The 12,423-nt window shown below is 56.9% G+C and carries 8 protein-coding genes and 1 pseudogene; 6 read left to right on the top strand and 3 right to left on the bottom strand.

Translation table 11 applies throughout. The features are described 5' to 3' along the window. The first annotated feature begins 180 nt into the window (after positions 1 to 180). From H6G53_RS15575 to H6G53_RS15560, 4 genes are all read left to right on the top strand, one after another. Positions 181 to 1,893, top strand: coding sequence for an iron uptake porin (locus H6G53_RS15575; RefSeq protein ID WP_190525788.1), 1,713 nt, complete (start codon positions 181 to 183; stop codon positions 1,891 to 1,893). 338 nt (positions 1,894 to 2,231) lie between these two features. Continuing rightward, positions 2,232 to 3,269, top strand: coding sequence for a class II fructose-bisphosphatase (gene glpX, locus H6G53_RS15570; protein ID WP_099531459.1), 1,038 nt, complete (start codon positions 2,232 to 2,234; stop codon positions 3,267 to 3,269). A 467-nt stretch (positions 3,270 to 3,736) separates the two neighbouring features. Beyond that, entirely contained in the window at positions 3,737 to 5,023 is a 1,287-nt protein-coding gene (locus H6G53_RS15565; RefSeq protein ID WP_099531458.1) for a glutamyl-tRNA reductase, read from the top strand. Positions 5,024 to 6,283: 1,260 nt separating this feature from the next. After that, positions 6,284 to 7,288: an ATP-binding cassette domain-containing protein gene (locus H6G53_RS15560; RefSeq protein ID WP_190354153.1), complete on the top strand. Its 1,005-nt coding sequence runs from the start codon at positions 6,284 to 6,286 to the stop codon at positions 7,286 to 7,288. Here the strand turns inward: H6G53_RS15560 and H6G53_RS15555 are convergent. Beyond that, complete coding sequence (locus tag H6G53_RS15555; protein ID WP_190534537.1) at positions 7,230 to 7,766, bottom strand: MBL fold metallo-hydrolase; 537 nt, start codon at positions 7,764 to 7,766, stop codon at positions 7,230 to 7,232. The two genes, H6G53_RS15560 and H6G53_RS15555, sit on opposite strands and share 59 nt — an antisense overlap. A 330-nt stretch (positions 7,767 to 8,096) precedes the next feature. Then, positions 8,097 to 8,195: pseudogene (locus H6G53_RS19345) on the bottom strand (MBL fold metallo-hydrolase); the annotation flags it as partial. Between the two features lie 3 nt (positions 8,196 to 8,198). Between H6G53_RS19345 and H6G53_RS15550 the strand changes: the two are divergent. Next, positions 8,199 to 9,719: a site-2 protease family protein gene (locus H6G53_RS15550; RefSeq protein ID WP_099534632.1), complete on the top strand. Its 1,521-nt coding sequence runs from the start codon at positions 8,199 to 8,201 to the stop codon at positions 9,717 to 9,719. Positions 9,720 to 9,901: 182 nt separating this feature from the next. After that, a complete protein-coding gene (locus H6G53_RS15545) occupies positions 9,902 to 11,569 on the top strand; it encodes a tetratricopeptide repeat protein (protein ID WP_190534534.1) in 1,668 nt (555 codons plus the stop codon). Here H6G53_RS15545 and H6G53_RS15540 read toward each other — a convergent pair. Next, positions 11,566 to 12,195, bottom strand: a complete 630-nt coding sequence (locus tag H6G53_RS15540; protein ID WP_190354258.1) for a precorrin-8X methylmutase — start codon at positions 12,193 to 12,195, stop codon at positions 11,566 to 11,568. The genes H6G53_RS15545 and H6G53_RS15540 overlap by 4 nt on opposite strands. Positions 12,196 to 12,423 lie beyond the last annotated feature (228 nt).

Genomic DNA, 12,423 nt, shown 5'->3' with positions numbered 1-12,423 from the left:
AAACTTTAAAAACTTTGGAAAGTCTTGCGATCGCCCGCCCACAAACCGATTGGGATTTTCGGCAGCGGTCACTAATTTTCAGTGGTACTCTATAAAGGTGATATGGAAAAATCGGCCCGAGTCGCCTTGCTGCGATTTTTCAGACCATCTTCCAGACAGGTGTGAGGATAGGAGAGCGTAATGTCAAAGTTGATTTGGAAAGCCCTGCTGGCTAGCCCGGCGATCCTGGGCGCTGCGGTTGTGGCAGCCTCGCCGGCTTCAGCCCAACAAGTTTCTTCAACCACCGTGCCGTCGGTGAGCGCTCTGGAAGCGACTGGCGACGGTTCGACCCTGAGCAACCTCGACCAGCTCAACCAGTATGGCCGCGAGGGCCGTGCTCGCCGCGCCAACAGCGCCGAGCAAGTGACCTCCGTGTCGCAACTGTCGGACGTGCAACCCACCGATTGGGCATTCCAAGCCCTGCAATCGCTGGTTGAGCGCTACGGTTGCATCGCCGGTTATCCCGACGGAACCTACAAGGGCAACCGGGCCATGACTCGCTACGAGTTTGCGGCTGGTTTGAATGCTTGCCTCGATCGAATCCAAGAATTGCTCGTGACCAACGTGGCCGACTACGCCACCAAGGCCGATCTGGAAGTCCTGAAGAAATTGCAGGACATGTTCAAGACCGAGCTGGCTGCCCTGCGCGGTCGCGTAGACACCTTGGAAGGTCGGATTTCTTACCTGGAGAAAACCCAATTCTCCACCACCACCAAGCTGACCGGCGAAGCCATCATGATGCTGGCCGGCGCTACTTCGGCCAACCTGGATGATCTGGGTGATGCCTTCAGCGGCAACAACGGTGACGACAACCAAGTGGTGTTCCAAAACCGTGTTCGCCTGAACTTCAACACCAGCTTCAGCGGCAAAGACCTGTTGATCACCCGCTTGCAAGTGGGTAACTCCAAGGGCTTCAACGGCGTGGCTGGCGAAACCGTGTTGACCAACCAAGTGTTTGGCGACACCGGTAACCAGTTCACCTTGGATACGCTGCAATACCAATTCCCGATCGGGGAAAAGGGCCGCGGCTACCTGATGGCCAACGCGGGCGTGTGGGATGACATCTCCAACACCCTGAACCCCTACTTCGAAGACTACGACGGTGGTCGTGGTTCCCTGTCCACCTTCTCCCAACGCAGCCCCATCTACCGTCTGGGCGGTGGTGCTGGGATCGGCGTGAAGTATGACTTCAGCGAAAACTGGCAACTGTCGGCTGGTTACCTGGCCGGTGAAGCGGCTAACCCCCGCAGTGGCGACGGTGTGGGCGAAGGTGGCCTGTTCGACGGTCAATTCTCGGCCATGGCCCAGTTGACCTACACGAACGATGCCAAAACCTTTGGCTTGGGTCTGACCTATAACTACTCCTACTTTGGCGAAGGCGAGTTCGGCTTTGATAACGCCGGTTTCGTCAGCGGCTTCACGGGCACTCTGGCGGCCAACCTGTTGCCCCAACAGGATGCTGTAACCTCCAACTCGGTTGGTCTGCAAGGTTACTACCAATTCAGCCCCAAGGTGGCTCTGACCGGCTTCGTGGGCTACACGGGTGTTGACTCGAAGGGCGGCCGCTTCGATGATGCCGACATCTGGTACTACGCTTTGGGCTTGGCCCTGCCTGACCTCGGTAAGGAAGGGAACCTGGGTGGCATCTTTGTGGGTGCTCAACCCTACCTGACCAACATCGATGGCGATGATGTGGATACCGATATCCCGCTGCAAGTGGAAGTGTTCTACAAGTACGCGGTTAACGACTGGATCTCGATCACCCCGGGTGTGATCTGGCAGATGAACCCGAACCAAGACAACGACAACGATGATGTCGTGATTGGTACGCTGCGGACGACCTTCGTGTTCTAGAACGCTTTGCGCTGGCGCAACCGCTAGCGCTGTTGAGGCTGATGGTGAGTTTCCCTAAACCTACAATTTTTGATTGGATTTAGGGCGGCTCCCCGGACTATGACGGTGGCTCAGCCTTCTGTTGAATCAGTCATTTCAGCCCCCTTTTAGCCCCACCTGTCACGGGTGGGGCTTTTGCTTTGTTGGCAGGCCGCGGGCAGCGATCCCAGTTCCCACAAATCTTTACAGCCGGGTTCTGGTAGAAGAGTTCGGCGCGATCGCCCCCCTTTGATAGACTAACTGAGCAAGCCCGAACGACTCTGGGGTTTCGTTGGCCAGCACTTGGGAAGGAGATTTTTGTGGAAACTACCCTCGGTTTAGAAATTATTGAGGTCGTCGAACAAGCAGCAATTGCGTCTGCTCGTTGGATGGGCAAAGGTGAAAAGAACACCGCTGACGAAGTGGCTGTGGAAGCCATGCGGGAGCGGATGAATAAGATTCATATGCGCGGCCGCATTGTGATTGGTGAGGGCGAGCGCGATGATGCGCCTATGCTCTACATCGGTGAAGAAGTGGGGATCTGCGCAACGCCCGACGGTGCCCAGAGCTGCAACCCTGACGAGTTGGTAGAAATTGACATTGCTGTTGACCCCTGCGAGGGTACGAACTTGGTGGCCTATGGCCAAAACGGTTCGATGGCGGTGTTGGCGATCGCCGATAAGGGCGGTCTGTTTGCGGCTCCCGACTTCTACATGAAGAAGTTGGCAGCGCCTCCGGCAGCCAAGGGCAAGGTGGACATTAACAAGTCGGCCACCGAAAACCTGAAGATCCTGTCGGAATGTTTGCACCGCTCGATCGAGGAGTTGGTGGTGATCGTGATGGATCGCCCCCGGCACAAGGATCTGATTGCTGAAATCCGGGAAGCCGGTGCGCGCGTTCGGTTGATCAGTGATGGCGACGTGTCGGCCGCTATCTGCTGTGCCTTCTCCGGGACGAACGTCCATGCCCTGATGGGGATTGGGGCAGCTCCTGAGGGTGTGATTTCCGCCGCCGCCATGCGCTGCGTTGATGGTCACTTCCAAGGCCAACTGATTTACGATCCCGAAATCGTGAAGACCGGCCTAATTGGCGAAAGCAAGGAGAAAAACCTGGAGCGCCTGGCCAGCATGGGCATCACCGATCCTGATCGGGTGTACAACGCTGACGAGTTGGCTTCGGGCGAAAACGTCCTCTTCGCCGCCTGCGGGATCACCCCCGGTGTGCTGATGGAAGGCGTGCGCTTCTTTGGCGGTGGTGCGCGGACTCAAAGCTTGGTCATCTCCAGCCAGTCCCGCACGGTGCGCTTTGTGGACACCATTCACCAATTCGGTAAGCCCTCGGTTCTGCAACTGAAGTAAGGGCTGACGGTTTGTAGTGGCTTGCTGAGGTTGCTTTGGCGATCGCGGCAAGCCATTGCCATGTCTACAGGTCTCGCCCCATCTATGGGTCGATCGCGCCTCAGACTGCCAACAGCAAGTTTTGGTCAGATGCCAATGGCCAAAAGATGGTTAACCGAAAACCAGAAATTGACGTTTTGTTGCATTCACGAAGTCGATCGCCGTTTCGGTAGCCTTAGCCTCAGACCAAACTCCCCCAGCAATCGTTTGATCATGACTCAACCAGGGGGTATAGCTAACCAGCGGTTGGCGATCGCTCCCCCCTTTTCTTAAAATCCCTGGCATAAAATCCCTGAAATTTGGCTAATCCAAACCCAGCTTGGCCCAATCAAGTGTCAAAGTTTCTATAGACCGATCGCCCGACGATTGGTAAATCCGTTAAAGTCGAACTTTCAACGCCGTTTGAGTACGTTTTAGCAAGAGGCCATATGAATATTGCTGTGATCGGACTGAGCCACAAGACGGCTCCGGTTGAAGTGCGCGAAAAATTGAGCATTCCCGAACCACAGGTCGAGGCAGCAATCGCCAGCTTAAGGAGTTGCTCCCATGTGGAAGAAGTGGCGATCCTCAGCACCTGCAACCGACTAGAACTCTATTGCGTTCTGAGTGAGGTCGATCGCGGCGTGCAGGAAGTGGTTGAAATTTTGGCAGAGCGCAGTAAGCTGCCCTTGGAAGCCTTGCGCCACCACCTGTTTGTTCTGTTGCGCCAGGATGCGGTGATGCACCTGATGCGGGTGGCGGCTGGCTTGGATAGCTTGGTGCTCGGTGAAGGTCAGATCCTCTCGCAGGTGAAAAACGCCTATAAACTCGGTCAAGACTACAAGGGAATTGCCCGCATCTTGAATCGATTGCTGAAACAGGCAATCACCGCCGGTAAGCGCGTCCGCACTGAAACCAGCATCGGCACGGGAGCCGTGTCCATCAGTTCCGCCGCAGTGGAATTGGCGCAACTGAAAGTGCCGGATTTGTCGCCCTGTCGCGTGGCCATTGTTGGGGCCGGCAAAATGTCTCGCCTGCTGGTGCAACATTTGCTGTCCAAGGGCGCAACCCAAATTTCGATCGTCAACCGATCGCTCGAACGGGCAGAAGAACTGGCTCGCCGTTTTCCGGATGCGAAGTTGAATCTGCACCCCCTGCCAAGCATGATGAGCACGATCGCCGCTTCAGACCTCGTGTTCACCAGCACCTCCGCCACGGAACCCATTCTCGATCGCGCCAAGCTGGAAGCCATCTTGCCCGAACATCGATCGCTGATGCTCTTTGATATTTCCGTGCCCCGAAACATTGCCAGTGATGTGAATGAATTGCCCGGCGTGCAGGCCTTTGACGTGGACGACTTGAAAGAAGTGGTGGCCCAAAACCACGAAAGCCGCCGCAAAATGGCGATCGAAGCCGAAGCCCTGCTTGACGAAGAAGCCGAAGCCTTTGAAGCCTGGTTGCAATCCCTAGACACCGTTTCCACCATCGACAGCCTGCGCCGCAAAGTCGAAACCATCCGCACCCAAGAACTCGAAAAAGCCCTGTCTCGCCTGGGATCAGAATTTGCCGAAAAGCACCAGGAAACGATCGAAGCCCTCACCCGTGGCATCGTCAACAAAATTCTGCACGATCCCATGGTGCAACTGCGGGCCCAGCAAGACATTGAAGCCCGCCAGCAGGCCATGCAAACCCTGCAAGTGCTGTTCAATCTAGAAACCGCCGACAGTGCCGCCTAGGCTGCCTCAGTCGTCGCCAGACCCTTAGAAATGACGGGTGGCTTGAGCAACCGCCCGTCACTCTGAATCGATGGTTTCTGAGACGATTCTTTTTGAGAGGATTCAATAATAACGATCACGCTTGCTGCGGTGCGATCGTTGTTATTGAATTGGTTACTGAATTGCTTAGCTCAAGACATTGCTTAGCTAAAGCATTTCGCAACAAGGATACAGGTTGAGGCATTTTTCAAGAACGGCCGTGAGCTGAGGGATGGCGCGATCGCGATGCCTCGCCCAAATCCTATGTCTATTGAGATCGCTTGAGATGAGGTTGCTTGGGATCGCTAATACAGCCGCCGATGAAATTACCAACAACGATCGCCCACAACTATTTCAATTGCATTGGGTCAGAATTGATCAAATCACTACCCACAAGGTGATAACCCTTTTGGGAAGCCAACTCAACAATTTGTTGAATATTCAAGCTCCGTACCCAACTCATTTCCTCATGAGTTAGGGTTTGGGATTGCAGGTAATGGATCATAGAAATAAGATCAATACCCAGATCGCTCATAAAGTGCATGATTTTGAAGCTCCTGCAAGATGGCTAGACATAACCTTCGTGTCAGTTATGTTGAGGTGCTTTGAAACGTCAAAAGCGGGTGGCTTGATCGGGTTCCAGGTCGCTCAACAGGGGTTAGAAAATGGCCCGGAGAAAGTTTGGGCAAGGGGTCGCCAAGGGAGATCAAGTCTTGGCGTTGGCATGAGTGGTTGTTAAGGAAAGTAATGCGATTAATTTCAAAGATTGAAAAATTCTAACAAACAACAGCGCCTAAACGCGAAATTTTAGCACCCCCAAAGCAACCGCGACTGATATATTGCGAGTCTTTGAGCATTGCGGTTAATTTCTTTGGAAAAGTTTTGTACTGCTCTTAGGAAAACTTCATCAAGAGTCTGTAAACATATTGTAATTGCCTCGTAAATATTTGGGAAATGCTCAGGCAGTATTCAGAGATTTATTCTCTGGCTGGATACTCAGACTGTGGTGAGTTGTGATGGCTAATGGTCTGGATTACCTCAATCTCTGAAGTGCGTGGTTACATGTTCAATTGGGCCACGAGTCGTTTTCGTCATCGGCTGTAATCGCGAGTTGTGACCGATGAACGCTAGGAGCGCCGATCGCTCAGGGGTTTCGCTGGGTGCAGCTTGGTTTAGCCTCTTTGAGCTTTGTGCTGGTTTTTGCGAGTTGAATCGGGTTTGTGCGAATGCGGGAGAGCAATCATGGGGATGTTGGTAGCAGAGGGGCTGCAAAAGTCCTATCAAGTGGCCCTGAAAGCGCCGGGGCTGCAAGGGACGATCGCCCACTTTTGGCGACGACGCTACCGAACGATCGAGGCGGTGAAGTCCGTGTCGTTTTCGATCGCCCCCGGCGAGGTGGTGGGTTTTTTGGGGGCCAATGGGGCCGGCAAAACCACCACATTGAAAATGCTGGCGGGTTTGATTTATCCCTCCGGCGGTCGGGTGCGGGTGGCGGGCCATGAACCCTTTGCCAGAGAGTCGGCGTTCTTACATCAAATTGCCCTGGTCATGGGGCAAAAGCAACAATTAATTTGGGATTTGCCCGCCTGGGATTCATTGCGGATTAATGGGGCGGTGTATGGCCTGAGCGATCGGGAACTGACCCAGCGGGTGGGCGAGCTGAGCGAACTGTTGGCGCTGGAGTCCAAACTGACGCAGCCGGTGCGTAAGCTGTCTTTGGGCGAGCGGATGAAGGCGGAGTTGCTGGCGGCGTTGCTCCATCGGCCGGCGGTGTTGTTTTTGGATGAGCCGACCTTGGGGCTGGATGTGAACGCCCAGGCCAACTTGCGGGATTTCTTGCGGGAATATAACGAGCGCTATGGGGCGACGATTTTGCTTACGTCCCACTACATGGGCGACATCACGGCCCTATGCGATCGGGTGTTGTTGATCCATGAGGGGTCGTCGATCTATGACGGCAGCCTCTCGGGGTTGGTCGATCGATTCGCGCCCTATCGGGAAGTGCGGTTAGAGTTGGCCCAACCGATGACAACGGCCCAACTTCAGGATTTTGGGGAGGTGGTGGCGATCGAGGGGCGATCGGTGCAACTGTTGGTGCGACGAGAGGTGCTGACCCCAACGATCGCTCGCCTGCTGGAGCAGTTGCCGGTGCAAGACCTGAGCGTGACGGAACCCCCGATCGAAGACATCATTGGTCAGGTGTTTCGCTCAGGCTCGGCGACTGAAGCGCAACCGGATCCAGCTTAGCGGCCGCCAAGTTCAAGGTCGTGAGCCGCTCATAGGCGCGATCGACCGACAGGGCCCCGCGCAAAAAGCCCACACTGGCCCCCGGGCAGCAATGGGCCAGGTTGACCGGCGAAAAGCGATCGATCAAGGCCTGAACCGATCGCAATTGACGGAACCAATGGAAGGTTTTGGCGGTTTTGAGGGGCATCAACTCCCCCTGGGGCGTGGGCAACAGATGACGACCACTAAACAAAATGCCCCCCGCCCGATCGAGCCAAACGCAGGCCGAGCCGGGCGTGTGGCCCGGGGTCCAAATCACGCGCAGTTCTGGACTCAGGATCACTTCTTCCCGAAACGTGGTCACCGGCAAATTGGGCAGCAGATAGGCCTCCTGTTCTTGCACCACCAATTCGCAGCGGGCGGCCGCGGACTGGGCGGCCGGCTCGCCCTCCTCAAGGGTTGTGGCCGGATTGCTGAAGGCCCGATGCAAGGCCCGCACGGTTTGCAGCGGGCCAAAGGAACTGCGGTGGGTAAAAATCCACCAACGTACTCCCCCATGCTGGGTTAAAAAATCTGCCGTTTCCTCGTGCCAAGGTGGACAATCGATCAGAATATTGCCTGGCAGTTGATGGGCTGGTTGATGAGCTGAAGAATGATCTGAATGATTTGAGTGATCTGATGGATCCGTTGGATTCGTCAGCTTATGAACCGATTGAGTAGGATCATCAGTCGGTTGCTTGAACCCAGTCGGCTGATGAGCAGATGGAACTGATGAATTTGATGAATTGGCCGGTAGGCCATTATGGTCGGCCGAGTCAGCAGGGTTGATCGAGTTTCCTACAATGAAATAAGCAGTCCCGCCTAACGTGTCGCGGTTGGGCGGAAAGGCATAGATCGAATCGAAAACAGCCTGCGGTGGCTTGGGCATCAGATGATTGTTTGGCTAGTGTTGATCGGCATCGTCGCATATTTTATTGTCCGCCAGAGCGTTAGCGGCATCACACGCGCCTCCGTGTGGGTGTTGTGGTTGGTGATGATGGCTCCGGCCTTGATTTGGACGGCTTGGACGCTGGCCAATGGCCCCGGCCAGCCCGTGCCGCCCTGGTTGGCCCTGCCGCCGTTTATTGCCTGTCCGTTGATTTATGTGTGGTTGGTGCAACAGGGGCGATCGGCCCGGCCCCAACAGCCCACCAATGGGGATTTGGAATCCCCCATTTCGGTGCTGGCGGATCCCAGCAGTCCCGCCGAAGCCCTGGCCCTGGCCCAAGCCCTTGGCTCTGCCAAAATTTCGCCCCGCCTGCTCGATCGCACCGAAGAAGCCAGCCTGCAAGATTGCTTTCCCTGGTCGGTGTTTTACCTCAGCAGCGTGGAACATCGTCCCCAAGCGGCCCTCTGCTATGGGCAATTGCGAGCGGAACCGGCCCTGGCTTACCGGACGGTTTGCGACAAAATTCGCCAAAAGTTTAGCGATCGATTCCTGGTGATTTTCCAAGAAGGGCAAAACGGTAAGCCCTTCTTTGCCCTGGTTCCGAATCCTCAGCGCACGCCCTTGGGCCAGGCCCTGAGCAAAGAACCGCCCCTCTGGAAACAGGTGGTTTGGTCGGTGGGGTTGCTGGGGTTGTCGCTGCTGTCCATGACCCTGATGGGGGCGGAGATGCTGCGGAACCCGAAGCTAGATTTGGTGCGAGATTGGGCCTTTATTCAGTCCGGTGCGCCCTACGCGATCGGGTTGTTGTTGGTTTTGGGGGCCCATGAACTGGGGCACTACTGGGCCGCTAAGCGCCATCGGGTGTCTGTTTCGTTGCCGTTGTTTATTCCGATTCCCGCCCTGCTGGGAACCTTGGGCGCGTTCACGCCCCTGCGATCGCCCATGCCCCACCGCCGCGCCATGTTTGATGTGGGCTTTTGGGGGGCGATCGGGGGGCTGTTGGTGGCCCTGCCCCTGTTGGTTTGGGGGTTAGCCCACTCCACGGTGGTGAATCCTTTGCCCGGCTCGGGGTTGCTGAATTGGCGCTCGATCGACCCTAGCTACTCCATCGCCCTGACCCTAATTAGCAAAGCCACCCTCGGCGCGGCCCTCACGCCCGGCAAGGCGATCGCCCTCCACCCGATCGCCCTGGCGGGCTACATTGGCCTTTGGTTAGGGGCCTTTCACCTGTTGCCCCTCGGTTCCTTGGATGGGGGGCGCATTGTTCGCGCCATGTTGGGAACCCAAGGAGCCATGCTGGTGGGACACATCACCCGGTTTGCCGTGTTGGCCCTGGCCTTGGCCCGCAGCGAATTCCTGGCGCTGGCCCTGTTGGTCTTCTTTTTGCCTGCCATTAGCCAACCGGCCTTGGATGATGTGACCCCGCTGGACGATCGACGGGATGGATTGGGCTTTTTGGCCTTGGCATTGTTGGTATTGGTGGTGCTGCCTGCGCCGCGTTTGTTGTTGAGTTGGTTGAGCTAAGGGGTTGAGCCAAGGGGTTGAGCTAAGGGGTGGCCAGGGTGCTGGATTGGCCACGGGCTGCCACACCCAAGGACTCCCGGATTTAGGACGATCGCCTCCGAAACAATAGCTAGTCACTCGGTCAGAGCCGGGGATCAACATCGACTCGCAATTGACTCGCAACGGGTTCGGAGGCTGTCTACATGAGTTCTTCCCGCAGCAATTTTGGTGAAACGGGCGATCGGGGCCGGGCAGCGGTCTGGGTTCCGGCCCTGGTGGTTCCCTTGGTGGCTCCTCTGGCCTTGGCGGCCAGCCCCGCCCAAGCCGTGACCCGCGCCACAACCCCGGTTCCTTGCCCTGTGACCGAAGCGGGCCAACCCCAGGCCACCTGTGCCAGCTTGGCGGAACCCGAAGCCCCGATCGCCGCCGCCGAGGCCACCGACCGCGCCGATCTGACCTTTGCCACCGCCAACATCAGCACCGGGGAAGCGATCGGCCTGGAGCGCACCCTTGGGGGCCTCAGTTGGTTGCTGATTGCTTTGGGAACGGCGCCCTTGGCCATGACGGCGGCCCTCTGGTTGGGGCGACGCAAGGTGGTGAATCATTTGGTGCAGTCGGTGCGCCGCAGCCTGAAGGATTTGGGCGATTTGGAAGCCCGGGTGAAGGTGGCTCGCCATCGGGCCGATCGCAGCCTGCAAGACCTGCAAGACCAGGTGGAACGCACCAAAATCTCGGCCGCCGCGTTGATTCATGAGCTGGAAACCCATGTGGCCGCCGTCAAGGGAACTGCCAACCAGGAACTAACCCAGTTTCAAGAACGGTTGGCCAGTGATCGCCGGGTTTCGCGTCACCAAATTGCGGAACTGGAGAAGGAATTTATTTCAAATATGCAAATTTTGGCGGGTCAAGCCGATCGCCAAAAGGCCTACATCATCCAAGAATTTACGCAAAAAGCGCCTCAAGAATTGCTGGCTTTGATTCAGCCGCAAATTCAGCAGGAATTGCGCACTTTGGTGGAGCAGTTGGTGTCTTTGCAGATGCAACAGATGCCGATGTTGGCTCCCACGCCGTTGCCCGCGAATGCCGATAATATTGCCGATCGGGCTGAACAACTGTTCCGTAACGGTGATCCGGAAGGGGCCTTGGCGGAATATGACAAGGCGATCGAGCAACAGCCGGACTGCTACGCCGCTTGGTGGGGAAAAGGGGTGGTTTTGGAAGCATTGCAGCGCTATCCAGCCGCGATCGCTGCCTACGATCGAGCCGTGCGCCTGAAGCCCGACAGCTACGAAAGTTGGCACAATCGCGGGCTGGTGCTGATGCGGCTGGGCAAATTTGAAGAAGCCGCCACCTCCTACCACCAGGCGATCGCCCTGAATCCCAATCACCCGGAACTGTGGCTGCATCAGGGATTAATCCTCAGTAAGTTGCAGCAAACCGATCAGGCCCTCAAGTCCTATAACCAAGCGATTTCCCTGAATCCCGATAGCCACGAAGCTTGGTATAACCGGGCCAATGCCTTGGCGCGGCTGCAACGGCCCCAAGAGGCCCTGCAAGCCTACGATCGGGCGATCGAGCTAAACGGTCAAAACGCCAGCGCCTGGCACAATCGCGGCATTGTGCTCACCCAGTTGGGCCAGTTTGCCGCCGCCCTCAGCAGCTATGACCAGGCGATCGACCTCGATCGCGCCGACCCGGAAACTTGGTACAGCCGGGGCAATGTGCTGGTGCGGTTAGACTGCTACCCCGAGGCGATCGAGTCCTATAACCAGGCGATCGCCCTCAATCCGCAGCATGAGCGGGCCCAGCGGAACCACAGCCTGCTGAGCGATCGCTTGGCCCAAGAGGCCGCCGCCCTGCAAACCGGTTAGCGCCCCTTTGCCCTGGGCCCGTAAGCCTGCCAAGCCAAATCCACCAGCCCGCCCATGGCCGCGATCGCCACGATTGGGCTGCCCTTGCGACCTTCCACGCAAATGTGGGACACCTGGGCATCGCGCAATCGGGCCTTGGTGGTGTCCACTTCCACAAACCCGGCCGGGGTGGCAATCACCAGGGCCGGGTTAATTTCTTCCGCCTCAATTAGTTCAATTAGTGCCAGCAGGGCCGTTTGCGACTCGCCCACCAGAAAGATGGCCTCCGGGTAACGCCGGGCCAGGGTTTGAATTCCCCAAGCGGCCTTGGTCAGGGCCTGTTGCGGCCGGACGATCGCCTCCGTGGCACAAAACACCGGATTGGCAAAGGTCGCCTGAATAGCAGGGGCAATCCCCACCTGCACCATCGGCACATCCACAATCACCGTTGTCCGCGCCGCCAGGGCCGCCGCGCCCGCACTGAGCGATCGCTCGGAAAAGCTCAGGCAACTGGCATAGTCAAAATCTGCGGTGGCATAGATCACCCGACGCACCATCTCGTATTCTGCTGGTGAACGATCGCCCCGATCGCCCAACTCCCGATCGATCAGAGCCAGGCTCTGTGCGTCCGTGATATGCCACTCCATCATCAACAACTCGTGCCAACTCAGCTTGGGCGGGCCATGGCCCCAACCCTGCTCTAATTTCACCCACCAAAGACACGGTGGCAACGATCGCGATCGCCCCGATGCTGAATTGGAGCACCGATCGCCAGGAAACTACCGCTAAAAAACTACCGCTAAAAAACGATTGCTAGAAAACTATCGCCAGAAAACGACTGCTAGAAAACGGTTGATTAACCTGTAGCCCCAAAA

Origin of the sequence: Limnothrix sp. FACHB-406 (genome assembly GCF_014698235.1) — a bacterium.
In the GTDB taxonomy this organism is placed as follows: Bacteria; Cyanobacteriota; Cyanobacteriia; order CACIAM-69d; family CACIAM-69d; genus CACIAM-69d.
The sequence above is the reverse complement of the archived record's forward strand: the minus strand, read 5'-3'. Positions and strand labels throughout refer to the sequence as shown.

Excerpts from the sequence above, each read along its gene's own strand:
- H6G53_RS15575 (WP_190525788.1), top strand. The coding sequence starts at position 181 with ATGTCAAAGTTGATTTGGAAAGCCCTGCTGGCTAGCCCGGCGATCCTG.
- H6G53_RS15565 (WP_099531458.1), top strand. The coding sequence starts at position 3,737 with ATGAATATTGCTGTGATCGGACTGAGCCACAAGACGGCTCCGGTTGAA.
- H6G53_RS15560 (WP_190354153.1), top strand. The coding sequence starts at position 6,284 with ATGGGGATGTTGGTAGCAGAGGGGCTGCAAAAGTCCTATCAAGTGGCC.
- H6G53_RS15550 (WP_099534632.1), top strand. The coding sequence starts at position 8,199 with ATGATTGTTTGGCTAGTGTTGATCGGCATCGTCGCATATTTTATTGTC.
- H6G53_RS15545 (WP_190534534.1), top strand. The coding sequence starts at position 9,902 with ATGAGTTCTTCCCGCAGCAATTTTGGTGAAACGGGCGATCGGGGCCGG.
- H6G53_RS15540 (WP_190354258.1), bottom strand. The coding sequence starts at position 12,195 with ATGGAGTGGCATATCACGGACGCACAGAGCCTGGCTCTGATCGATCGG.